Raw genomic sequence first — 24,304 nt, forward strand, 5'->3', positions numbered from 1 at the left:
TTTTTATAATTTTAATATTTTGTCGTCAGTTCAGGAGGTCCGAATTTTGGTCCGTACGGTCCCTCATCAAGCCATCTGCCTAGCCTTGGCACGATAGATACTAATGAAGCAGCAATATCTCGTTTTAGTTTCATTTCAGGAGAACTCCCTTGAAGATGATGAAGTGCTGTAGTTGATGCATCGCGGTTCCACTGCGCTGCAATTCGGCGTTCTTTTGCAGCTGCTTCAATTGCTTCTACTCGCTCTTCTTCAGAATGAGAATGTAGTGCTTTCTCAATTCCTCTTGCAGCAAGAACAGCATCTGGAATACCAGAATTTAATCCACGTGCTCCGAATGGGGCAAATAAGTGTGCTGCTTCTCCAGCTAGAAGAACACGACGTTTTTCGTCAGTAAACGAATTTGCCACTACTTGATGGAAACGATAAGAAGACACCCACGTAATTCTCTCCGCATATTTAGCATCCATGACTGTCGGCAACCATGTCTTTACACTTTCAATATTTGTATAATCATCTGGATTATCTGATTCAAGCAGTTGTAAATCGATACGCCACCCGCCTTTAAACGGAACAAACATTACATTTCTTCCTTCCATAGCTGGATGCTGATAATGGAATATTCTTTCTAAAGGAAGTGGATCTGTTTCATCTTCTTTTGCATCCACGACTATAAAAGTATCTGCTGTACGTGGGCCTTCAAACGTTAATCCAGCTTCTTCTCTTACGATGGAACGTGCTCCATCACATCCAATTACATACTGCGCCTTTAATATTTCGTCATTTGTGATTGTTAGTTCTACTCCAGAATCTGTAATGTGTAACTTCTTGACCGGGGCATCCCAAAGGAATTCAACACCTTCTTTTATACACGCCTCATACATATGTTTTTCAATTTCATCTTGATGAAGAGCTGCGAAATGAGGTAATCGGTTAAACTTAAGGTTTTCATCCTTACCGTAATCTCTTACATATACTTCTTTCCCTTTATAAAATGTTCGTTTTACAGGCCAAATTATTCCGTTATGTGCAAGCGCGAAACCGAGACCTTCTGAAGTCTCTTCCAGTAGTTTTAACGAAGCACTATGCAAATAGATTGCTCTACTTCCCGGGCGTGGTCTTCCGAATGAATCTGCCTCAATTACTAAAGTTGATATCCCCTTCTTTTGTAATGCAAGTCCTGCTACAAGCCCGACTGGTCCCGCCCCAACTACTATGGCATCATACTTTTTTTCTTTTCCCATCACTATCTCCCCCTTATTAACAATTTCTCGTTACGGTATCCTTACTCGTACTTCTTAACTTTCTACAGTTTTTATCTCTGGCATCATCTTCTGCCGAATATATCCAGGTATCGGTTGCGCTTTCACTTTTTCTTTAAAAGAAGTCCATGCACGAGTTTCATAACCTTCTGCCACAACCTGTTCCCCTTTTACAAAAACATGCTGGATTGTAAAAACTTTATTATGCAATTCTTTTACAGTACTTTTCACAACTACTTGATCTTCAAAACGAAGAGGTGACTTAAATTGACATTTTGCTTCTAGTAATGGCAAACCAATTTGTTGTTCTTCGTAAAGTTCAACTGAAGGAAAGCCAATTTTTTTAAAATATTCATGAGTTGCTTCATCCATCCATTTATAAAAATTCGGATAATACACAATGCCTGCCGCATCTGTATCTCCCCATCTCACTTGAAAAGTATACTCTTCCATTATTTCTTCACCCCTATCTATTAAATTGTCGGACTAATATTGGAAGATACTTGTTCTTTCAATTTCAATTTTTGAATTTTCCCACTTGCTGTGACAGGAAATTCCTCTGTAAAGATCACTTTCTCTGGTAGTTTATAAATTGCCATTCTCTCTTTAAGATAGAGTTTTATTTCTTCTTCCGTACTTACTACCCCGTTCTTTAACCGTATGACTGCACAAGCAACTTCCCCTAGCACTTTATCTGGAAGTCCTATAACAGCTGCTTCGATTACTTTTGGATGTTTCATAATAACTGCTTCAATTTCCTGAGGATAAACGTTAAGTCCACCCCTTATAATCATCTCTTTCTTTCTTCCTACAAATCTTAAATATCCTTGAGAATCAAGTGTGCCTAAATCTCCTGAATAATACCAATCTTCATTATCTAAAACCTGCTTTGTCTGTTCAGGCATATTATAATAACCTTTCATTACTCCAAATCCCTTAACTGCGATTTCTCCCACTTCCCCAGGCGGGAGCGCTACTCTATTTTCATCTACAATTTTCAATGTTACTCCTGGGATTGCCTTCCCGAGAGTTTCTGTTATATTCTGCTTTGTATCATCATACGAGGTCATCGTAATCGAAACCGTTTCAGTTATCCCAAATGATTGGCAAAGGTTAATGCCCATCCGTTCTCGAATCTCCGTCACTGTTTTTACTGATATAGGTGCTGCACCAACTAACCCGGCACGTAATGAAGATAAATCATATTTATCAAAGTCCTCTAACTCTAGTTCCTTTATAAACATAGTTGGTACACCTTTTTGAATAGTTACCTTTTCTTGTTCAATTAATTGTAAAGTTTTTCGCGGGTGGAATTTTTCTTGTAATATGATCCTTCCTCCCATCGCTACTGCGCAAAGCATATTAATTGCCATACCGAAAATATGAAATAGTGGTGCTGAAATAATAAATACATCCTCTTGTGTACAATGCAGCTCTATCCCTATCGTTTGCGCAGATTGTACAACAGCACGGTGTGTAACCATTACACCTTTTGGAGTTCCCGTCGTCCCTGACGTATATAATATACAAAATAAATCTTCATTCACATTTATATTTACTGGTTCAATATTCATTGTTTCCGTACGCATTAACTGCTCATATGAACAGTAATTTTCTTGCGAAAACCGTACTGTAATAACCTTTCGTACCTTGTTAAAAACTTTTTCAAATCCAAAATTCTTTTCAAATTCCCCTGAAGCTATTAATAGCTTTGGAGCTGAACTTTCCAATATATATTCAATTTCATATGATTTATATTTAGGGTTAAATGGAACGATTATCGCTCCTAATTTCGCAGCTGCAAAATAGATAACTACTGTTTCGGACCAATTTGGTAGCGATACGGCGATACGGTCTGCTTTACCTACTCCTAGTCTCTTAAATGCCGTAGCTAAACAATCTACTTCCTGTTTCAATTGTTTGTATGTAATTCGCCTCGTTACATCATATATTGCTTCTTTTTCACCGTAAGTTGCAGTAACCGTTTCTAACAGCTCATACACCGATAATAAGTTTTTATCCTTTTTCATTGTCTCACTCACTTTCTATCTTCTTACCAACTAGCCCAAATCTCTCATCACATACTGATAACATGAGAAACGATGTAGCTAAAACCAGGAAGGACTCTTCCTGGTTTTTTCTCTAGTACAACGCTTCCCAAATCGCTGCAATTCCTTGACCTCCGCCAATACAAACAGCCGATACTCCATATTTTTTATTTCTTCTTCTTAATTCATAAATTAAGGATAGAGAAATTCTCGTTCCACTCGCAGCAAGTGGATGGCCTATCGCAATTGCTCCACCATTTACATTTGCCTTATCAAGGTCGAATCCTAATTCTTTTTGACAAGCTAAGTACTGCGCAGAGAATGCTTCATTAATTTCAATCAAATCTAAGTCTTCTAAAGTTAAATTCGCTTTTTCTAATGCACTTTGAATAGCTGGAACCGGTCCGATTCCCATATACTTCGGTTCCACTCCAACAACAGCCCAAGAAACGAGCTTAGCAATCGGTTGTAATCCTCTATCCTTTGCAAAGTCACTAGATGCTAAAACAACTGCTGCTGCACCATCCACCATGCCGCTTGCACTTCCAGGAGTCACTACACCATTCTCCACAAAGCGTGGCTTTAACTTTGCTAATTTTTCTAAACTCGTATGACGGATATGCTCATCTTCTTCAATTACCTGTTCTCCTTTTCTTCCTTTCACCGTTACAGGAACAATTTCTTCTTTTAAATACCCTTTCTCTCTTGCCAAAAGAGCGCGCTCATGACTAGAAAGTGCATGCCGATCTACTTCTTCCCTCGTTACGTTATATTTTGCAGCCAAGTTTTCAGCTGTTTCTCCCATCGTACATTTGCCGTACGTATCATAAAGACCATCCCATAACCAATCTTCTATAGCTGGACCACCGAGCGGGCTTCCCCATCTCATTCCGGGTATTACGTGCGGCACTTGGCTCATGTTCTCCGTTCCACCTGCAAGTGCAACTTCTGCTTCTCCGCTAAGTATATAACGAGCAGCCGTTAAAATAGATTCAACACCCGTTCCGCAAAGTCGATTGATCGTCAAAGCAGGGACATGAATAGGCGCTCCGGCTTTTAAACCAACATGCCTCGCCAATAAATGTGCGTCTTTACTAGATTGCTGAACGTTACCAAATACAACTTGATCAATATCTTCAGCAGATATTGAAGCTTTTCGTATGGCTTCCTTAGCGGCAATTGCCCCTAATTCTGTTGCATTCATCCCCCGAAATGATCCCGAAATTTCAGCAAACGGAGTCCTCGCTCCCTCTAATAAAACAATTTCTTTCATATCCTTTTCACCTCATTATTTCCCTAAATAAACTGGTTTTCTTTTTTCAACGAATGCTTGTAATCCTTCTTTACGATCCTCTGTTGCGAAAGCATTTCCAAAACAGGTACTTTCAATGATTAAGCCTGTTTCAAGATCAGCGTTACTTCCTACATTTACTGCCGTTTTTAACATTTGAAGTGCTACTGGTGGTTTTTTTGCCAATTTATATGCCCATTCCTTTGCAAACTCAAATAACTCTTCCGCAGGTACTACTTTGTTAACAATATGTAAATCGAAAGCACGCTCTGCATCAAACATATCTCCGAAGTAAAGTAATTCTTTCGCTACACCTTGGCCGACAATCTTTTGTAGACGCTGTGTTCCTCCGCCTCCAGGAATAATTCCGAGTCCTACTTCTGGAAAAGCGAATTTTGCTTGATCCGAGCAGATACGTAAGTCACATGCGAGTGCAAGTTCAAAACCACCACCAAGAGCTAATCCATTTATTGCAGCAATAACTGGTTTTGACATATTTTCAATTTTGCTAAATACCGTGCGTGAGGTTTTATTCATTTTGTTTACACCGACAAGATCAAGTGCTGCCATTTCATTAATATCAGCGCCTGCGACAAATGCTTTCCTTCCACTTCCTGTAAGAACGATTACTCGTACTTCTTCATTCGCCTCTAGTGCACCAAATAGATCAGAAAGTTCATGAAATACTTGTGTATTCAACGGATTTACAGGTGGTCGATTAATCGTAACGATCGCAACTTTATTTTCAATATCACAAATTAAAAATTCATAATTCATAACTTAATCCCCCATTCTTTATTCATAATCATAAAAACCTGCACCTGTTTTTTTGCCGTGTCTACCTGCTCTAACTAGTTGTTTTAAAAGAAGCGGCGGCGCGTATTGATCATTATTTAATTCTTCTTTGAAGTACTCCATCACGTGATAGCCAATGTCTACGCCTGCAAAATCTTGTAGTGTAAACGGCCCCATCGGATAATTGAGTCCCAGTGTAACAGCCTTATCAATATCTTCTGCAGACGCAACCCCATCTTCAAGCAATTTAATTGCTTCAATAAATTGCGGAATCATAATTCGATTTACAATAAATCCAGGTGAATCTTTCTTTACTTCAACTGGTTCTTTCGAAAGCTTTTTAGATAACGCTTTCAATTCTTCCACTGTTTCATCACTCGTTTTATAGCCTCGAACAACTTCTACAAGTTTCATAAGTTGTGCCGGATTAAAGAAGTGCATACCTGCTACTCGCTCTGGACGATTCGTCGCTGACGCAATTTCTGTTATTGACATAGATGAAGTATTTGTCGCAAGTATAACTCCTTCAGGAACTATGCGATCCAGTGCTGCAAACACTTCTCTCTTCAACTCTAATTTTTCTAACACTGCTTCAATAATTACATCCGCATCTTTCATACTTTCTAAATTTGTAGTCATTTGAATACGATTAAGCGCCTCTTGTTTATCCTCTTCCGACATTTTTCCTCTCGTAACACTTTTCGTCATAAAACCATTCATACGTTGCATTGCACTATCTAAATAACGCTCTTCAATATCATGTAAAATAACTGTAAATCCGTGTAATGCAGCTAAATTTGCAATGCCAGAACCCATAGATCCTGCACCGACAATACCAATTGTTTGAATTGACATTCTTTTACCCCCTCGAGTTACTTTTTGAATATTCTGTAAATAAATTATATCTATATCCAAAAAGTTTTTGTATGTACATAATGTAGGAAATACATATATTTCTTTCATACATTTTAAGGGTATTCATTCTAATTCAAACGGCTTTATACCTTATCAAGCGAACGGTATAGTTATTTTACATATAAAAAGCGCGCACCTCAAAGTAAATAATTTTTTCTTGAGGCGCGCACTCTATGATGTGAAATTCGAAACTATATGTTATCGTTCTTTTCCATTTGATGAAATAACTTCTTTATACCAATAGAAGCTTTGTTTCTTTATTCTTTTTAAATCTTTTAAATCGTCTTCATCACGATTTATATAAATAAAACCATATCTTTTTCTGAAACCTTGATGCGTAGAAATTAAATCAATTGCAGCCCAAGGGCAGTAACCAATTACATCGACTCCGTCTGCAATTGCCAATTCCATCTGTTCAATATGTTTTTTCAAATAATCAATTCGGTAATGATCTTGCACTGACCCATTTTCATCTACTTTGTCATAAGCACCTATTCCATTCTCTGTAACGATAATTGGCAAGTTATAACGATCATTTACTTCTCTTAATGTAGCTCGGAAGCCAATCGGATCAATCTCCCAACCGAAATCAGTTAACTCTAGAAATTCATTATCATCACCCATGAAGAATCCTTCTTCACCTACTTCAATTTGTTGATCACCAGCTTCATCAATTACAAAGTTCTCATCGTACTCACTAACAGTAATAGAAGAATAATAATTAAAGGCAATATAGTCTGGTTTAGAACTAGATAGAATCTCCATATCTCCCTCTAAAATTTCTGGTTCGATGTTTTTACTTTTCATGAAATTCCAAGCGATATTGTTATATCGTCCATATACAGCCATATCAAGGTATAACCAGTTACGAATTGCGTTACAATTTTGCGCTGCAATTATATCATTCGGCTTACATGTTTTCGGATACACATAACTAATATTTGGAGCTGGACCTATTTTTGCATCATGTATCATCTTATGGCATAAGTTTGTCACCTTTGCCTCCGCTAACAACATATGATGATTTTGTTGATATAACTCTTTTTGAGATAATACAGATGTACCAATAGCCCCGCCGTGTAAAATCATCATATTCTGCTCATTAATTGTTAACCAATTCTTTACCCTATCTCCAAATCGATCAAATAGAATTTCACAATACTTAACAAAAGCATCGATGGTAGCTCGGTTACTCCAGCCACCCTTTTTCTCTAATTCATATGGTAAATCAAAATGATACATCGTTACTAACGGTACGATATCATACTTCAGCAATTCATCAATAAGATCACTATAAAACGCAATACCTTTTTCATTCACTTCTCCAGTTCCATTTGGAAGAATTCGAGTCCAAGCTATAGAAAAACGATATACTTTCAATCCTAATTCAGAAAAAAGCTTTATATCTTCTTTAAAATGATGATAATGATCACTACAAACTTTGAAATCTGATGTACCTTCAGGAATAACTTTCACATCTTGAACAGAAAGGCCTTTTCCATCTTCTTTATAGGCACCTTCTACTTGATAGGCACTTGTGGAAGCGCCCCATAAAAAGTCTTTTTTAAATGTAGTATTGAGCATATTTACCTTTCCCTTTCAAAAATAGTATTGTTATCGTTTATTTCTATTAATTTTGTTTCACTAAAAATGTTTCATAAACACTTATAAGCTCTTCTGCAATGATTTTAAATCCTTCTGCACTCATTAACTGATCTTCTGCGTGCGCTAACAATAAGCTTACTTCTACTTTTTCACCTGCTGCTTCTTTACTAATCAATCCAGCATGTGCTCTATGGCCTTCAATAAATGTTTCACTACCTTCATTCATTAATTGTCTTGCTTGTTCAAAGTTACCCATTTTTGCTTCTTGAATCGCTTCGATATACGAAGATCGTGCGCTACCTACTGCTGATATAATTTGAAATACTACTAATTCATTTTGTTCCATAACAATTCTCCTAACATTTTTTTATTTTTATAAATCAAAATAATAATAAGTGAGGTGTTGTTCATACCCACTGATTACTAGCCCACAATAATCGGACTTTTGAGGAATACATTATTATTGTTGTTGTGCTGCTTGTTCTGCCTCATAAGCTTTCTTATCTCCCATTTTAAAGAACGGATAGTATAGTAGAATTTGAGAGATAATAATTAAAACAGTCATGATGAATAGTAACCAACCGCCAGAAATATAAGCTGCAAATGGCGCTGGTGTTACCCATGGTAATTCGATAAGTGGGTTAAAGTTAGATAAAATCCCCGTAATTTTAAGGAATACAACACAGATTAAGCCGCCAACTATTGAAGATGCTACTAATGGAATAAAGTAGATTGGATTCAGCACAAGCGGTAATCCAAATACAATCGGCTCATTAATATTAAAGATATTTGGGACGATACCGATTTTCCCAAGTGATTTGTATTGCTCCGATTTCGCAAATAGTAGATTTATTGCTAAACCTAACGTATTTCCTGTTCCACCAATGGCAACTGCAAAATGCATTAAAGTAAATGCTAAGTAAGGGATTTCTGCAAAAGGTGTTCCCGAAGCAAAAGCTGTAATAGCTGCCGTAAATAACGGAGCTGTCGCACTATACCATACATTTATAATTGGTGCTGGGTGTAGCCCGAAGAACCAACATATATTCATGAATGTAAAGATAGCAATAACTGACCATACAGACGATCCGATGACTTTTACAGGTAACGAAATTACTTGACTCACAAAGTTAAAAATATTTTCATATGGAGTAAAGCCAAATATTACTCTAATAAAGAATATAATAGTGAAAATGATGATTGAAATAAACACAGGGTTAATCGCATCAGCTACCATAGGTGGTACCGATTCCGGTAATTTTACTCCAATATTTTTTCTTTTTAATGCACAGTACAATTTACCAGTAAAAACACCGACAAACATGGCAACGAATATTCCATCACTACCTAAATACTGATTTAAAATAGCTGGAATTTGTTCTTCTCCAACCTTAATCGACATTGGCATTAAGCATAAGAAACTACCTAATGCTATAACAGCGGCCGTCATTCCATTCATGCCTTCCTCTTTCACATAAGAGTAAGCGATAATGACAACCATATAAACCGCTAGCAAACTTAATGTCGCACTAATCATGTCTTGCATATGCGTATATAAACCAATTTGAATTAAAAACTCTTTCCAACCTTCAAATGGTAGATTACCTAAAATAGCAAATAATGTAACGCCGATCGTAACAGGAATTGTCATCATCATCCCTGATGTAATAGCATTTACTACTTTACTATTTCCGAGATAATTTGTTAGTGGTGTGATGATTCGTTCTAGTCCGTTTTTTGTCCCTTCTAACAATTTCATAATTACCTCCAATATTTCTGACTTTTAATTCATCTATTTTTTTCCTTTTTCCACATAGCTCATATCATTTACAGATTGAACTTTATATTTCCCGTCTTTATACACAACTTTTGAAACACTTGCATTTCCTAATCCTTCTTCAACTTCATTTAAGGATTCAGGAGATATTGCGTATAACAGGTCCATTAATGATGTACCATGTGATACGACAAGAACTTTCCCACCGCCATCTTCTGCTACTTCTTCTGCAATTTGATCAACTTCTTTTTGCATTCTTTTTGTAACTGTTTCCGTATCTTCAGCCTGTTTACTCTTATCGATCTTTGCTGCAGTTTTTTGCATAATATCAACATCAAAATTGTTCATAGACTCTTCAAGGGTCATATTATTAGCTTGCGCAAGTTTTTCACGAAACGTATGATTTAACTCCCCTTCAAACTCACCAAAACACGCTTCCCGCAAATTTTTACTTTGATTGATATTCATATCTTTATTTCCACTTTTATCTAGTACAATTTTAGCTGTCTCTATTGCTCGTCCACTATCGCTACTATATGCCTTTTCAAAGTTAATGTCTTTCAAACCTTTTCCAAGGTACTCCGCTACCGCAACACCATCCTTTGTTAGAGGTGCGTCTGCCCAACCTTGTACTCTATCAGTTGTATTTAACATCGTCTTTCCATGTCTTACTAAATAAAACTCAACTGATTTTTCTTCTTTTTTATTCTTAACTTGCTCTGTCTTATTAGACGAACATCCAAACAAGGAAACTGTCAAAGAAGCTACTAAACAAAACGATACTATTTTTTTATTCATCGCATAATCTCCTTATAAGCATTATCAGTTATAGAATGATTATCTCCTAATGAATTTATGTAACCAGCTATTTTGACTGATTAAACAACCAATTTATCATCTCTGTATCCTGTAATGCCGGCACCCAAGAAAAGTGTCCCATTGGTTTAACGACACCAGTTGGATATTCTGTATATTTGACCAAAGAACCGCCTAGTTCTTTAATAGCTCGTACAGCGTCTCTGCTATATCTCACATCAACCAGCGGATCATCTTCTGCATGAAAGACCCAAATTGGCATATCTTTAATGTTCTTGAATACTGAAGTATCTTGTAATGGTTCATATTCACTAACAAGCTTATTTCCTGGCAAATCTCCTATTCCACAAATCGGAACAGCAGCTGCGAAAAGATTTGGGTTCTTCTTAATAACATTCCAAGTCCCAATTCCACCATTGGACATACCAACAACATATATACGATTTTTATCAATATCATACTTATCGATGGTTTCTTTTAGCAAATTAAACATCGTGGTATAGTTTGGTTCCTCGGTCCAATATGCTGTAAGGGTCTCAGCTGCTTTAACCTGAGGAGCTAACACATATGCAGGGTTTTTCTTTTGCTGTTCTGGATTAGCCCACGCTACAGCACCCTTATTTCCTACGACTTGCATATAGTTGTCATTTCCTCGTTCACCTGATCCATGTAAAAATAAAACTAGTGGATATTTTTTGTTAGGCTCTTTTTTAGGCTCAAAAAGTCTGTATTGCATTTTGTTTCCAGATGCATCTTGATATACGCCTTTTTTAAAATCATCTACAATAGGAGTAACTACTTTTGAAATTTTCTTTTTCTGTTCAGATGCTTTAAAAGTTGCACCTTCTTTTGTTTTAATTTCTTTCGTAAGAGATAACTTATAATCTAAATTATCTCTTGTGCTTAAAAATTTTTCTTCATTAAATGTTGAGGTAGATGCATATTTATCATTTTCATCTAATTCAATCACGACGTATTGTCCGTCTTTTGAAGTCTCTGATACTTCAGCTTTATTATTTGTATACACTTTCGTTATTTTTCTATTTTGAGGTTTCCCATTCACTTCCACCTCAACTTCAAAACTATCTTTTGTTAATTTTGAGCTATCTATTGTATCTCCAAAATCACAAACGACAGTAGCTCCTACCTCTCCATATGGAAGAACATTCGTTATAAGTGTTATATCTGAGTCTTTTAAAGCCTTATCTTTACTTTCTGACGAACATCCTGAAAGAACTAAACCACCTGCCAGGCTGCCTACTACCATACATAAAATTGGAAATTTCCTTATCTTTTTCAGACGATGACCTCCCTCAAAATATGTATTTTTCAAAACTGACATAAGTCGTATAAACTTTTAGTCTCCTAAAATAGTTTTCACTCGCTCAATTACTTTTTTTCCATCTAACATGCCGTAAGCTGCCATATCAATTACTTCAATATGCTTTTCTGGCAATTGTTTTTTCACATTGTTTAATGCATATCTAACTTGTGGTCCTAATAAAATCACATCAGCTGCTGGACCAACATTTGTTGCTTCCGTTAATGCATAAGCATTAATTTCACAGTTATAACCTGCTGATTGTGCATACCCTCTCATTTTGTTCATTAACATACTTGTAGACATACCTGCGTTACATAAAAGTACAATATTTCTCATCATTTACAACCTCCAATATTTTTCTGAAGCGATTTGCATATCCTTACAGATGCAAACGCTTTCTTTATGGTTTCAATATAAACTATGGTCTAAGACTAGGGTCAATATCTTTATTCATATATTTTTTATAAAGTAAAACTTTAATTGATGAGGGTGTCCATCTCCTACTAATTAGTAGGAGATGGAACCAAGATCTTACGTGATAAATTGAATTTATAGCATATTAAAACATAAAAAGAGCATTTAATTGTTAGACATGGTCTCCAATTAAATGCTCTTTACTATCCTTCTGTATGTATGACTTCACTTTTTGATTTAATGATAGGAATCATAATAACATAATGATCAATTGTTTTTTCTTCACTCTTTGTTTCACAAACATATCGACACAAAATGTCTCCGTTTAGTACGTAGCCATGACTCTCCATAATATGAAATGCTTCGTCTAAAATTAGGGATGATAACGGTTCATTCACATCTTTTTCATATAAGTAATGCAAGCACTCTCCCATTTCTATTTGAAAAACTGAATCATCTATAGGTAATTGGCACTCTTTCATCTTTAATTCAGATATAGCCATTACCCAATAACTATTATCTATATTTTTTACTTTATATTCTTCAAGTGGAATACACAAAGCTGTTGAAACAGTTGGCAAGAAATTTAACCATTCTTTTAATAGAGGATTTACACATAGCGCTCCATCATTTAAATGAACATGTTTGAGAAAATAATAAGTGCCGGCTGGCTTTATCACCCATTGCTTATCTTCTTGCTTGTATTCTTTTAATAAACAAATAAATTCATTTATTTGTTTTGTTTCTAATTCTAACTGTTTTATCGCTTCATTTTTTTCAGTTATTTTTTCATTACACTTATTTATGATGTCATCGAATTCTAAACCATTAAAAACTGCTCCAATTTCTTTCACATGAAATCCCATTTGCCGGAAATTCCTAATGGCTAAAAATACACCAAAATCTTCATATGTATAAAATCTAAAACCATTATCTTTATCTTTTTGTGGTTTTAGGAATCCTTTCTTTTCATAAAATCGTAAAGCATCTATTGAAACTCCAAATTCCTTTCCTACTTCTCCTATTTTGTATTTCTTCATACCTATCACCTTCAACTCTATAATTCCTTTTCATACCTTTATAGTGTAACAAGTTTTGAAAAACAATTATATACAAAATAAAAAGAGATTTCGTATGAATACAAACCTCTTTTTATCAAATTCAAACTAAAATATTGACTTCAATTCTCCTACTACTTCCCCATGCATATCATAAAGCTTTAACGCCATCATTAAATTAAATCTCGCTTCAGCATCATTTAAATCAACTGAAATGAGTGATTCAATCTTTTCGAGCCTGTACAGAAGAGAACTTCGATGAATAAAGAGTTCTTCTGCGGCGCTTTTTACATTTCCATTGTTTTGTAAGAATACATGTAATGTATAATATAAATCAATATTTTTTCCTTCTGAATAGGCAAGGAGCGGACCAATTTGTTTCTTAACAAAAAGTTCTACAGCTGTTGAATGATTTAAATGATGTAAAATAGCGTACGAACCTAAATCTTCAAATAGCGCATACCCTTTTTTTCGGAAGCGACTATCTAAAATATTTAGAGCCTGCACGGCTTGCTGGTAACTAATATAGTAGTCTTCTAATTGTTTTGTAACGCCACCAATCCCTAATAATACATGACAACCAATAGGTGATGCGTGTATCCATTTTTGAATGCTATGAAACATTGATTCCCAAAACGTATCGGCTCTCTTCTTCTGATCTTCAATAGGAACAATTAAAAGTTGCTCATCATTATGAGATACTGCTAAAATGCCTGTCCCTAGTTCCGGAAGACGGGTCTTAATTAAGTCCCAAATAAGTGACTTTTTCGCTTGTTGTTCGAGTAAATTCCCTTTTTTTAATTCTTTTTCATCAAGCGATATAGATAATACGGCTACTCGATGTTTTTTGAAAAGATTCCATTGATACAAGTTGGCATATTGCAAAATATTATCTCGATCTTCAATTTTTTCAGTGAGTAATTTACTAATAAAGCTATCTTTCATTTGTTCTTTCGTATCCAGTACGAGCTTTTGTTTAATAAACTGGATGGAACATATATTTCGGGCTAAATCTACTGTTAGTTGATCAAATTCATCCATCCCTCCATTCATTCTTCGTACTGCTAAATATCCTAAGAAATTACCGCCCCCATTTATAATCCAAAATGAAAAACAATAATCAATATGATTTGGATCAGTAATTTGGAACGTATCATTCATTCTTTGATTTTTACGTTCTTCTCTTGCTAAATCAGCTAAATGTTCTGCTAAACGAATATCCTTTTCATCATGAAAGGCTATTGGTTGCATAAATCTATCGAAAATAAACACCGTATCTTGAAACAGACTACCAAGCATTGTTGTAATACCTTCAAAATTATTATCATCGACCGTTTCTTTTAATAAAGCCTGCTGATAATCTAATAGGAAATGAAGTCGTTGTTTATGCTCTTTCTCACCATTATATAATCTTGCATTATCAAGTATAGTGGCCAAGTGATTCGCTATCATTTCAAGTGATTTTGCATCTGCTTCCGTAAATAGCCCTTCACATTCCTTTTCAACATGTAAAACGCCAATCGGTTTCATATCAATAATGATTGGAGCTGTAAACTGTTCACCACCAACCGTTTCAAAAAATGGAAAGTGCTCTTTTAGTACATATTTATCTTCAACCATAATTTTGAATGGGTACTTCATTTCCCCATATGATGGTGGTTGAAAAACAAAACAATTTTCATCTTCGTTATACAGATAAACACATGAAAACTGAGCATTTGTTTCCATTCCTGCTTTAGAAGTTACCTCATATATATGCTTTTCTAACGGAACATCTAGCGATAAGTTTTTACTAATCCATCCAAAACCTTCAATCTTTTTCAACTGCGATTCTTTTTGTCTAGCCACAGCTATTGCCACGGCTATATCTCTTCCAAACTCTTCAAATGATATTTCCATATCTAAAAGTGGGACATACCTTGAAAATGCAACAACACAAAAACCAAAATGCTGTATGTCATCTTTTAATGGGACAGTAAACCAAGTTTCCACACCAGCACGGTTCAACGTTTCCGCAAGTAGGCACACTTCTGGTGAATCTGCTGTTTGATCCGTTATGCTTTGATATTGGAGTCTTGATGAACATTCATCAGAATGAAGAGGAAATGCAGAAGCTAAAGAAGTTAAATTCCCGCTCCAAGCCTTTGGCAAAAATTGTCCTCCTTCATTAAAAATAACAGCTACGAAATTACAATGTAATTCTGAGCAAAAGGAATGAGTTAAATACTGAAGTGCTTCTTCTTCCGTATCGATTTTAATAAGCTGACGTGATGTATTTCGCAAATGATATTCTATTCTTTTCATTAACCTCTCTCTCTTATTACCAGACATGCCCCATCCCCCACTTCATCTTTTCTATCTATTGTATAAGAAGCGTTGCATAAAATAAAACTAAATATTTAAATTATTTAGCAAACATTTTGAAATCCCGAAGAAATGTATCTCCGGGATTCTTCTTACATTATTTTGCTGTAGTTACGTTGCTACCTCCGCTTACAATCTCTTTTTTCTCTTTATAATACATTCCATGTTCTTCTTTCACAAATAGCATTGCTATACCACCAATTACAGCAGCACTCGCAATAGCCGCAAAGTTATATTGCGGTAAAAAATGCATAGAAAGTAGTACCCCTACAAAAGTCGGAGCGACCACACCTCCAAGGCGCCCAAACGCCATTGTACTTCCAACCGCCGTTGATCGCATATTGCCAGGATAGTATTGAGAAACAAATGCATTTGACATATTTTGTAGTCCGACTGAAGAAGCACCAATTATAGAAATTAACAAAAATCCAACAAACATGTTATTCGCAAATCCAATTAGGGATAACGCAATCGCTCCACAGAAAAATAATGGAACAAGTACCTTTTTGAATCCAACTTTATCCACGATTGGACCGAATATAAGTGTCCCAACGATAGCGCCAATTTGCATGACAGCTGTAAATGAAAGACTTGATTTCAGATCGTACCCTGATTGCATCATAAGTCTTGGTAACCAAGTATTCATAGAGTAAATGAGCACGAAAGCACTAAAACATGAAATCCAAAACATAATCGTACTTACTGCGCGTTTTTCCTCAAATAATTTAACAACAGGAGAACCAGCTTCTTGCGTTGGTGGTTTTATAAATTCAATTGTCGCATCTTCACTTAATTTCGGATTTACTTTCGCTATTACTTTTTTAGCTTCGTCTATTTTTCCTTTCCCTAGAAGGAAACCAACAGACTCTGGAATACTTTTCATTAAAAACGGAAGAAACAATAAAGGAAGTCCCGCTAACCAAAAGACTGGTTTCCATCCTGCTGTCATGAGAAGTGATCGACTTGTAAGTGCTGCTGCCATTGCTCCCACCGAATATCCGCAAAAAATAAATGATACAATACCAGTTCGAACTCGTTTCGGTGAGAATTCAGTTGCTATAGCAATTACATTCGGCATCACTCCACCAAGCCCAATACCAGCGATGACACGGAAGATTGTAAATGTAACAGGATCGTTCGCAAAACCAGATAAAAATGTAAATAAACTAAATATGATTGTAGTTAGTAGTATAATATTTTTACGACCAATTTTATCAGCTAATAAACCGAAGAAAATAGCACCAACCGCTGTTCCAATAACTGTATAACTACCAATTGCCCCTGCTGTAACATCCGATATCCCCCACTCTTTAATGAGCGACGGTACTGCTGCTCCATAAATAACAACATCATATCCATCAAATGCAATTACGATAAATAGCCAAAATATTAACCAAAGGTGCATGGAATGAATACGACTCTCATCTATCACATTCATTGGGTTAATCGATTTCATCTTAATAGCCTCCTTATATGGGGATTTTTTTCATGGCCTCCAAAACTAGTAAACGCTTTCAATTATCCCTTTCCAATTTTCTAAAAACTTTTCTGAATTTTCCGTATTTAAATTGTAATCATTACTTTTGAAAAATGTTATCCGCTATTTATAGGAAAACGAAAAGTAATATTCCTATAAATAGCGGACTTCGCTTCATAGGATTTGAATTTCCGTCTATCGAACTTCTGTAATAAAAGTAGCGAATCAAAATCAAATAATAAAGAATTGGGGTTGATACAATGAAAAAGTTTATTTCTATTTTCATTAGTCTCACTATGCTTTTTATGTTAGTAGGATTTGAACCGGCGAAAAAAGACACTTCAAAACTAGCAGACACCATTTTTATTAACGGAAATGTCTATACAGTAGAAGCAAAGCAACCTTGGGCAGAAGCTGTTGCGATTAAAAATGGGGAGATTATTTATGTAGGTAATACGAAAGATGCAAAAAAATACAAGAATAAGAATACAAAGATCATTGATTTAAAGGGAAAAATGTTACTTCCAGGCTTTGTTGATAGCCACCTTCATGCTTCCGAAACTGTAAACTCTCTTTATTCTGTTGACTTAGTAAACGCTAGAACAGTTGATGAATATGTTCAGGCAGTTGAACAATACAGGAAAGAACATAGTGATGTCAAAGTTATTCATGGAGCTGGTTGGAGCAATACCCTCTTCTCATCATCTGGTCCGACAAAAGATTTATTAGATGCTGTTGTGAAAGACATTCCTGTCGCTTTAATTTCCGAGGATTATCATTCCGTTTGGGCAAACTCGAAAGCACTTGAGATCGCTGAAATTACAAAAGATACTCCAAACCCTAACGGTGGCGTAATTGAACGAAATGAAAACGGTGAACCGTCCGGTACGCTTCGTGATACTGCAACGAATCTTGTTTTAGATAAACTGCCAAAGTACAATACGGAACAGTATAAAGAAGGTTTAAAAACATTTCAACAGCTCGCAGCGAGCAATGGATATACACAAGTAAATGATGTCGTTGTTCCGCAGCAAGATACCGTCATTGAAGCACTAACAATGCTCGAGAAAGAACAAGCATTATCTATTAGACATAATCTTGCATTAACGATACAACCAAGTGAAGGTCAGGAGCGTATTCCTTATGTAAAAGAACAGCGTGCTAAATTACAAGGCCCACTTGTAAAAATGAATACGGTCAAGTTATTTATGGATGGTGTACTTGAAGGCGGAACTGCCTACTTACATGAACCGTATAACAATAAACCAAACTATTACGGCGTTCCTGTTTGGGAGAAAACAGCATTTGAACAAATGGTTCAAACATTAGACAAAGAGAAATTCCAAGTTCATATCCACTCTATCGGTGATGCTGCCACTACAGAAACATTAAATACATTAGCTATCGCTCAAGAACAAAACGGAAAACGAGATAGTCGCCATAAAATTACACATCTACAATTAGTAAAAGAAAATGATATAAATCGTTTTAAAGATTTAGGTGTCATTGGTGTTCCGCAACCAACGTGGTTTCTTAAAGACGGAGAATATTTTGCACAAGCTGTCGAATTATTAGGAGAAGAGCGTGCAAATGAACAATATCCTATGCGAAGTTTCATAAATAAAGGTGTTGTTATGGCTTCTTCTAGTGATTATCCCATTACACAAGGACCATACTTCTCCCCTCTAGCTGGCATTCAAATGGGGATTACTCGTACAAGTTTACAAGATACAAATTCACAAAACGCTTTAAACCCAAAAGAAAAAGTAAGTTTAGCAGAAATGATTAAGACTTATACTATAAATGGAGCCTACGCCAATTTTTTAGAGAAAGAAACTGGATCTATTAAAGTCGGCAAAAAAGCAGACATCGTTGTATTAGACAAAAACTTATTTAAAATTCCAAAACATGATATTCATAAAACGAGAATTTTACTGACTCTATTAGAAGGAAAAGAAACATTTCGTCATACAGAGTTTCGTTAATTCCAACATAAAAAGAGGTGCATGAAGCACCTCTTTTTGTATGTATCAGAACAATTATAATTCAACTTTAATTGTGCTTATTGTTTCTTTCAGTTTTCTCATTATATTTGCTATCGCTTCAATTGAATTACCTGTTTCATATCCTCCCACATTTACAGAATGATTTGCATTTTTGATAACATCGATTGTTAAATTCGTTTTATATAACTGCTTAACTTGATCTGCATTATATTGATGATCTTTATCCCCAATAACTAAAAGCCCTTCGTGTTGACTATGTAAAATGGAGTCGAAAATAGATTCAAATGTTAGTAAAGGTGTAAGTAGTATCATTTTTGACTGTAAAAACTCTTCTCTCTTCATTACATCATTTGCAATCGGAATCGTTCCGAGTGACTTCCCTAAAAACAAAGTCTCGTTGTATTGCTCACCTTTTAATACTTCATTCATTATAGGATAAATATCATCCATCATTACTTTCGTTAGTTCTTCTATTGGTTTATTCATTACCTGTTCGTCGTAAGAGTAATGAATATGTACAACATCAATTTTATGTTCAAGCATAAGCATCGTCGCGTAATAAAATAACGGCTTATCGTAATTGTATCCTGAACCTGAAAACATAAAGCAAACCGTACTAGAACCTTTTTCGATATGTGTGTAACGAATTACTTTGTCATTTATATGTACCTCTTTTTTAGTCCCCTTCACCCTTTTTCCCTCCGAATACGTTTATTTTTGTAAAACGATATGTTCTGTATGTACTGCTATATCCTTTACTTTCTCTTTTATAAATGCAGGCTGTAAATTATATGCATGTAACTCTTCTACCGGCACCCACTTAAACAAATACGTTCTCCCCTCTTCTTCCAAAATATATTGATCCGCTCCATTTGCAGGTAATTCATGTAGCTCTACTTCATAATAAAAACTAATCTCATGAAACTTTCGCTCAGAAAGTGTAAAGAAATTTTCTACTGACCATATTAACCTTTTCCTTTTAATAGGAACACCTATCTCTTCCGCAAGCTCTCGTTTTAATGCATCTTCACTATTCTCTAGCATTTTCACTCTTCCGCCGGGTACATACCAAAAATCTTCACCGTCACCTTGCAGAATGAGTATTTTATTATCGTATTTACAAATTGCTCCGACTCGGTAATTAAAACATGTTTCCTCAACTTCAAACGTAAGATCCACTATTTTTTACCACCTTTATATAGTTTTGGATTAAGAGATAAAACAATTGTAATTGCAAGTATGTACAATAAAAAACTATTTTCACAAGCATTTTACCTAATTGCACACTATTATTTATAAATTAAGATTACTAAATCCACTAATGCCTTTCAATATTTTTAGATAAAAAACACTATTCTAACTATTGATTCATTAGTTTTTGTTAACTAACTCGTTGTAATGAATAAAAATAATAATCTTCATCGTATAATAACAGGTTGAATATTCTTAATTTTTATATTGTTTCTTTTGTTTTTATCAATTAATATAAATACATGGAATAAAAGTATATATTTGGATACATCTACCGTATTAAATAACAAAATTGTTTCATGGGGGGAAATATGTGTTTACTAAATGGAAAATAGGAATGATTACTTCTCTTGTTGCTTTTACTACATTTACATCTGTGATTTCTGCTGAAGAGAAACCGAAAGATCAGCCAAAATGGGAAGAGTGGATAAAGGAAAATGCACAAAAGTTGGACGAACCAAATGCACAAACAAATGAAGATTTATCCTTTTTAAAAGAAAAAGTAAAGGATGAACGAATTGTTCTACTTGGTGAAAGTACACATGGAGCTAAGGAAATAAACCAATCAAAAGTACGTATGATTAAGTATTTACATGAAGAGATGGGATATGATGTTATTGCATTTGAAACAGGATTTGCGGAGGCAAATGCTGTAAATCAAAACCTCGACCAATTAACTGCTTTGCAGGCCATGAAAAAATCTTTATACGGTGTTTGGCATACTGAAGAAATTTTAGAGCTATTTCAATATATAAAAGATCAAAAAGAAAAAGGAACACCTCTTATATTAACAGGGTTTGATGCTCAATTCAGGTGGTATTCTTATTTCCCTGAGTTTGCAAAAGAATGGTTAGAAAAAATTAATCCTGAAATTGCTAATGATATAGAAAAGGCTCATACAGAATTACTCAATATTGATGAAAAAATTGAATCTAAAGATAATCAGTACTCATACGAACAATATAAAGCGGAAGTTCAACAAGTAATAGCCAAATATGAAAAAATTAAAACGTTTGTTCAACAACATAAAGCCGAATTAAATAAGATAGCCCCATCAAATACATACGATGTAAATCTGTTAGAAAAGACTATCAGTATACGCATTGATACAATTAAAACACTCCAAGATGCTACTGTAAAAGAAAAAAACCTTATTTATCCAACAAACTTTAAACCTACAGATCTATCATTTTATATTCGAGATCAAAAGATGGGACAAGCTTTAGCATGGTTAAGTGATATTCAATACAAAAATAAAAAAATCATTGTATGGGGACATAACTATCATATCCGAAAACAAAATTCAAAAATGATACTTGATTGGACTAAATCCCAACAATACAATTTTAAAGCACCGAATATGATTGATTATTTACCTCAACGGATAAAAGATCAAATGTACACAATTGGCGTATATTCATATAGCGGAAAGAGTTGGGATAGTAGTAATCTTAATAAAATAGTCACTATAGATACAGACCACGCTGAACAAAGTATCGAGAATATATTAAGAACATCTCAAAATCCTAATGTATTTGTTGATTTAAAAGGAGAAAGCAATCGTCCTGAAACATCTTGGATGTTTACCCCTACTACCGCAAGACACTGGGGTCTTCAAAAATTCGAAGAAATTTTGAAGCCGATTGAACAGTACGATGGCATATTATGGCTAGACCATATTTCACCATCACAATATAAATAAAGAAAAGTGCACACTTTCGCTATGGAAAAGTGTGCGCTTTTCTAGTCATAATAACTACTAAATTTAGAAATTAATAGAATATAGAATATATAAAATAAATGATACCATCCCTTAAAATCAAATCATTCTAAAAATACCCTACTAGTTTACCCTTCTTTATACCACTTCTCTAATAATACTCTCTCCTTTTCAACTGAAATACCTGCTTTTAATTCCCTATCTTCCATCCGCTTCATCCACGTATATACGTCTGCAACAGTATGTTCTAACCTTCTAAAAGTAAGTCCTGCTTTAATAGCACTATAAATACTTATAGAAAACCCACCTTTCCACGGCTCCGTTTCACCATCTAACGGAAAAGTTTCTGGAATCCATAAAGGCATTTCTGTCCAAGGCTGCACATTATGTTCACTCATAAACGATTCGTCTACCCAAACAAATTCAGCATCGCTATTCGTAACCTTTTTACACGTATTTAATAGTTCATCCATCGTCAATTCATCATTCGGACCTGTTACATTGAATATACCTGCTTTATTGTTTTCTGCCATGTTGAGTCCAAAGTATGCAACATCTTTTATATCAACTATCTGCACTGGACGTTTTTTTCTTCCTGGAACTAACACTTTTCCTCCTTTTGCTACACGCTGAATCCAGTATGGAAGTCGATCTGTATAATCAAACATTCCTAAAAGAAGTCCTGCTCTTACGTGTAATACACGCCCCGGCCAATACTTCTCTGCTTCTTTTTCACATAATACTTTCAGCGCACCATAATGCTCATAAGGATATATTTCACCATTCTCTACAGCCTTTATTTGTTCTTCCGTCGGTTCAGATTGTAATATATAGTCTTCTTTTATGTCATGCGGAATCCAATCTTTATATACGGAAAGGCTAGAGATGAATATATAATGTTTTATATTATCTTTTAAGACATCTCCAATATTCCGAATGTGATGTGGAGAAAACCCACACGTATCCACGACAACATCCCATTTTCGATTTTCTAAACTTGATACATCACCATTTCTGTCACCGATTAACTGCTCCACTTCTGGAAAAATTTCTTTGTTTGTTCCGCGGTTAAATAATGTAACTTCATGCCCTCTGTTCAAAGCCACTTCTACAAAAGCTCTTCCTAAAAATCGTGTACCACCTAGAATTAATATCTTCATAGTTCTCCCCCATTCGTGATTGAAAATCCTTTCTTTTGTTAAACGATTTTTTGTTGTGGAAAGTTACGGGGAAAGCTTAATTTTTTCTACAAGTTCAATATATGTAATTTCGACACTTTTTCTATGTTAAAAACAATAATATAGAAATATTCATTCTGTCGATTTCCATTTCATATATAATTAAAATATCGGATATTCGATTAACCACTTATACATACTTAGGCAGGTGAAAAATATTAATAAACACATAGTTTATCATTCAACATTATGTATTTATTTTCTCACATCACTTGTATATATCATCTTGCTGAACATAGAAAATGGTCGTAATTATTTGGGGTTTACCATGGTTGTTCCACTTTTAGCTGTTATTTTATTTCAAAAATTATTTAAGAAACAAAACTTAGTTCACACATTTGGATTTTCACGTCCCAAAATAAAAACACTAATTTTCTCCATATTATTGCCACTACTTCTAGGACTATGTCTCCATTTCTATTTTTATAATTATGATATAAAGTTCTTATATCATCATTGGAATGAATTAGGATTTCTCTTGCTCGTTGGTCTTACAGTCGGATTTTTATCTGCATTATTAGAAGAGATTATATGGCGTGGGAATTTTCATTACTATTTACGAAAAAAATATTCATTCAAACAAACAGCTATTATTATAGCTTTTCTCTGGTCTTTATGGCATATTCCAGTAGCAATCTTTTATAAAAACTATGAGTTTTGGTTTGTAGGAATATTAAGTTATCTTACTTTATTATTTATATTATCTATCATTTTGACGTACACAAGGGAATATGGTGGTTCCGTAATATCACCAGCAATTTTACATGGTATGTTTAATGTATTTTATTTAACAGATGTAGTACAAAACAAGTGGGATGCCAGCCTAATAGAATTAATTAAATTTACCTTACTAGCAATTGTGCTGGGCACGATGTATCTTATACTTCACAAAGTTAAAAAATAGTTAAACAGCTAAGAAAAAAGATGTTTCTTCTTTTAGTTGAAA

Annotated in this window: 21 protein-coding genes; 3 read left to right on the top strand and 18 right to left on the bottom strand. The window is 34.8% G+C overall.

What is annotated here, in order from left to right; all coding sequences use genetic code 11:
• Positions 1–11: 11 nt before the first annotated feature.
• The 15 genes from ATN06_RS15235 to ATN06_RS15305 all read right to left on the bottom strand — a co-directional run bounded on the left by ATN06_RS15235 (position 12) and on the right by ATN06_RS15305 (position 17,122).
• Positions 12–1,241, bottom strand: coding sequence for an FAD-dependent oxidoreductase (locus tag ATN06_RS15235; RefSeq protein ID WP_060631349.1), 1,230 nt, complete (start codon positions 1,239–1,241; stop codon positions 12–14).
• Between the two features lie 54 nt (positions 1,242–1,295).
• On the bottom strand, positions 1,296–1,712 hold the full coding sequence (locus ATN06_RS15240; protein WP_060631350.1) for an acyl-CoA thioesterase: 417 nt from the start codon (positions 1,710–1,712) through the stop codon (positions 1,296–1,298).
• 20 nt (positions 1,713–1,732) lie between these two features.
• Positions 1,733–3,289: a class I adenylate-forming enzyme family protein gene (locus ATN06_RS15245; RefSeq protein ID WP_060633145.1), complete on the bottom strand. Its 1,557-nt coding sequence runs from the start codon at positions 3,287–3,289 to the stop codon at positions 1,733–1,735.
• Between the two features lie 112 nt (positions 3,290–3,401).
• Positions 3,402–4,580, bottom strand: coding sequence for an acetyl-CoA C-acetyltransferase (locus ATN06_RS15250; protein WP_060631351.1), 1,179 nt, complete (start codon positions 4,578–4,580; stop codon positions 3,402–3,404).
• A gap of 15 nt (positions 4,581–4,595) precedes the next feature.
• A complete protein-coding gene (locus ATN06_RS15255) occupies positions 4,596–5,375 on the bottom strand; it encodes an enoyl-CoA hydratase/isomerase family protein (protein WP_060631352.1) in 780 nt (259 codons plus the stop codon).
• A gap of 18 nt (positions 5,376–5,393) precedes the next feature.
• On the bottom strand, positions 5,394–6,248 hold the full coding sequence (locus ATN06_RS15260) for a 3-hydroxyacyl-CoA dehydrogenase family protein (protein WP_060631353.1): 855 nt from the start codon (positions 6,246–6,248) through the stop codon (positions 5,394–5,396).
• A gap of 258 nt (positions 6,249–6,506) precedes the next feature.
• The gene (locus ATN06_RS15265; protein WP_060631354.1) at positions 6,507–7,892 is read right to left on the bottom strand and encodes a glycoside hydrolase family 1 protein; all 1,386 of its coding nucleotides are present in this window, start codon (positions 7,890–7,892) and stop codon (positions 6,507–6,509) included.
• 46 nt (positions 7,893–7,938) lie between these two features.
• Positions 7,939–8,259: a PTS sugar transporter subunit IIA gene (locus ATN06_RS15270; RefSeq protein WP_000437092.1), complete on the bottom strand. Its 321-nt coding sequence runs from the start codon at positions 8,257–8,259 to the stop codon at positions 7,939–7,941.
• Positions 8,260–8,373: 114 nt separating this feature from the next.
• On the bottom strand, positions 8,374–9,672 hold the full coding sequence (locus tag ATN06_RS15275) for a PTS sugar transporter subunit IIC (protein WP_060631355.1): 1,299 nt from the start codon (positions 9,670–9,672) through the stop codon (positions 8,374–8,376).
• Positions 9,673–9,705: 33 nt separating this feature from the next.
• Positions 9,706–10,488 carry a histidine phosphatase family protein gene (locus ATN06_RS15280; RefSeq protein ID WP_060631356.1) on the bottom strand — a complete coding sequence of 261 codons (783 nt, stop codon included), beginning with the start codon at positions 10,486–10,488 and terminating at the stop codon, positions 9,706–9,708.
• A gap of 67 nt (positions 10,489–10,555) precedes the next feature.
• Complete coding sequence (locus ATN06_RS15285; protein WP_060631357.1) at positions 10,556–11,848, bottom strand: prolyl oligopeptidase family serine peptidase; 1,293 nt, start codon at positions 11,846–11,848, stop codon at positions 10,556–10,558.
• A gap of 15 nt (positions 11,849–11,863) precedes the next feature.
• Complete coding sequence (locus ATN06_RS15290; protein WP_060633146.1) at positions 11,864–12,166, bottom strand: PTS sugar transporter subunit IIB; 303 nt, start codon at positions 12,164–12,166, stop codon at positions 11,864–11,866.
• A gap of 281 nt (positions 12,167–12,447) precedes the next feature.
• A complete protein-coding gene (locus tag ATN06_RS15295) occupies positions 12,448–13,284 on the bottom strand; it encodes a MerR family transcriptional regulator (RefSeq protein WP_060631358.1) in 837 nt (278 codons plus the stop codon).
• Positions 13,285–13,410: 126 nt separating this feature from the next.
• A complete protein-coding gene (locus ATN06_RS15300) occupies positions 13,411–15,633 on the bottom strand; it encodes a helix-turn-helix domain-containing protein (protein WP_060631359.1) in 2,223 nt (740 codons plus the stop codon).
• 130 nt (positions 15,634–15,763) lie between these two features.
• Entirely contained in the window at positions 15,764–17,122 is a 1,359-nt protein-coding gene (locus tag ATN06_RS15305; RefSeq protein ID WP_060631360.1) for an MFS transporter, read from the bottom strand.
• A 281-nt stretch (positions 17,123–17,403) separates the two neighbouring features.
• Here ATN06_RS15305 and ATN06_RS15310 point away from each other — a divergent pair, with 281 nt between their 5' ends.
• The gene (locus ATN06_RS15310) at positions 17,404–19,128 is read left to right on the top strand and encodes an amidohydrolase (protein WP_060631361.1); all 1,725 of its coding nucleotides are present in this window, start codon (positions 17,404–17,406) and stop codon (positions 19,126–19,128) included.
• Between the two features lie 54 nt (positions 19,129–19,182).
• Here ATN06_RS15310 and ATN06_RS15315 read toward each other — a convergent pair whose 3' ends face one another.
• Positions 19,183–19,839 carry a hypothetical protein gene (locus ATN06_RS15315; protein WP_060631362.1) on the bottom strand — a complete coding sequence of 219 codons (657 nt, stop codon included), beginning with the start codon at positions 19,837–19,839 and terminating at the stop codon, positions 19,183–19,185.
• Between the two features lie 21 nt (positions 19,840–19,860).
• A complete protein-coding gene (locus ATN06_RS15320) occupies positions 19,861–20,328 on the bottom strand; it encodes an NUDIX hydrolase (protein WP_060631363.1) in 468 nt (155 codons plus the stop codon).
• 385 nt (positions 20,329–20,713) lie between these two features.
• Here ATN06_RS15320 and ATN06_RS15325 point away from each other — a divergent pair, with 385 nt between their 5' ends.
• A complete protein-coding gene (locus ATN06_RS15325) occupies positions 20,714–22,102 on the top strand; it encodes an erythromycin esterase family protein (RefSeq protein ID WP_060631364.1) in 1,389 nt (462 codons plus the stop codon).
• Positions 22,103–22,248: 146 nt separating this feature from the next.
• On the opposite strand, the gene ATN06_RS15330 is transcribed toward ATN06_RS15325, so the two are convergent.
• The gene (locus ATN06_RS15330) at positions 22,249–23,280 is read right to left on the bottom strand and encodes an SDR family oxidoreductase (protein WP_060631365.1); all 1,032 of its coding nucleotides are present in this window, start codon (positions 23,278–23,280) and stop codon (positions 22,249–22,251) included.
• 226 nt (positions 23,281–23,506) lie between these two features.
• On the opposite strand from ATN06_RS15330, the gene ATN06_RS15335 reads away from it, so the two are divergent.
• Positions 23,507–24,262 carry a CPBP family intramembrane glutamic endopeptidase gene (locus ATN06_RS15335; protein WP_088116021.1) on the top strand — a complete coding sequence of 252 codons (756 nt, stop codon included), beginning with the start codon at positions 23,507–23,509 and terminating at the stop codon, positions 24,260–24,262.
• Positions 24,263–24,304: the final 42 nt, after the last annotated feature.

The sequence above is a fragment of the Bacillus thuringiensis genome (assembly GCF_001455345.1).
Classification (GTDB): Bacteria; Bacillota; Bacilli; order Bacillales; family Bacillaceae_G; genus Bacillus_A; species Bacillus_A thuringiensis_N.

Bases quoted from the DNA above. Each gene is read 5' to 3' on its own strand.
- ATN06_RS15280 (WP_060631356.1), bottom strand. From the start codon at position 10,488: ATGAATAAAAAAATAGTATCGTTTTGTTTAGTAGCTTCTTTGACAGTT.
- ATN06_RS15270 (WP_000437092.1), bottom strand. From the start codon at position 8,259: ATGGAACAAAATGAATTAGTAGTATTTCAAATTATATCAGCAGTAGGT.
- ATN06_RS15290 (WP_060633146.1), bottom strand. From the start codon at position 12,166: ATGAGAAATATTGTACTTTTATGTAACGCAGGTATGTCTACAAGTATG.
- ATN06_RS15250 (WP_060631351.1), bottom strand. From the start codon at position 4,580: ATGAAAGAAATTGTTTTATTAGAGGGAGCGAGGACTCCGTTTGCTGAA.
- ATN06_RS15305 (WP_060631360.1), bottom strand. From the start codon at position 17,122: ATGAAATCGATTAACCCAATGAATGTGATAGATGAGAGTCGTATTCAT.
- ATN06_RS15330 (WP_060631365.1), bottom strand. From the start codon at position 23,280: ATGAAGATATTAATTCTAGGTGGTACACGATTTTTAGGAAGAGCTTTT.
- ATN06_RS15285 (WP_060631357.1), bottom strand. From the start codon at position 11,848: ATGTCAGTTTTGAAAAATACATATTTTGAGGGAGGTCATCGTCTGAAA.
- ATN06_RS15235 (WP_060631349.1), bottom strand. From the start codon at position 1,241: ATGGGAAAAGAAAAAAAGTATGATGCCATAGTAGTTGGGGCGGGACCA.
- ATN06_RS15240 (WP_060631350.1), bottom strand. From the start codon at position 1,712: ATGGAAGAGTATACTTTTCAAGTGAGATGGGGAGATACAGATGCGGCA.
- ATN06_RS15260 (WP_060631353.1), bottom strand. From the start codon at position 6,248: ATGTCAATTCAAACAATTGGTATTGTCGGTGCAGGATCTATGGGTTCT.
- ATN06_RS15295 (WP_060631358.1), bottom strand. From the start codon at position 13,284: ATGAAGAAATACAAAATAGGAGAAGTAGGAAAGGAATTTGGAGTTTCA.
- ATN06_RS15255 (WP_060631352.1), bottom strand. From the start codon at position 5,375: ATGAATTATGAATTTTTAATTTGTGATATTGAAAATAAAGTTGCGATC.
- ATN06_RS15245 (WP_060633145.1), bottom strand. From the start codon at position 3,289: ATGAAAAAGGATAAAAACTTATTATCGGTGTATGAGCTGTTAGAAACG.
- ATN06_RS15310 (WP_060631361.1), top strand. From the start codon at position 17,404: ATGAAAAAGTTTATTTCTATTTTCATTAGTCTCACTATGCTTTTTATG.
- ATN06_RS15275 (WP_060631355.1), bottom strand. From the start codon at position 9,672: ATGAAATTGTTAGAAGGGACAAAAAACGGACTAGAACGAATCATCACA.
- ATN06_RS15300 (WP_060631359.1), bottom strand. From the start codon at position 15,633: ATGTCTGGTAATAAGAGAGAGAGGTTAATGAAAAGAATAGAATATCAT.
- ATN06_RS15265 (WP_060631354.1), bottom strand. From the start codon at position 7,892: ATGCTCAATACTACATTTAAAAAAGACTTTTTATGGGGCGCTTCCACA.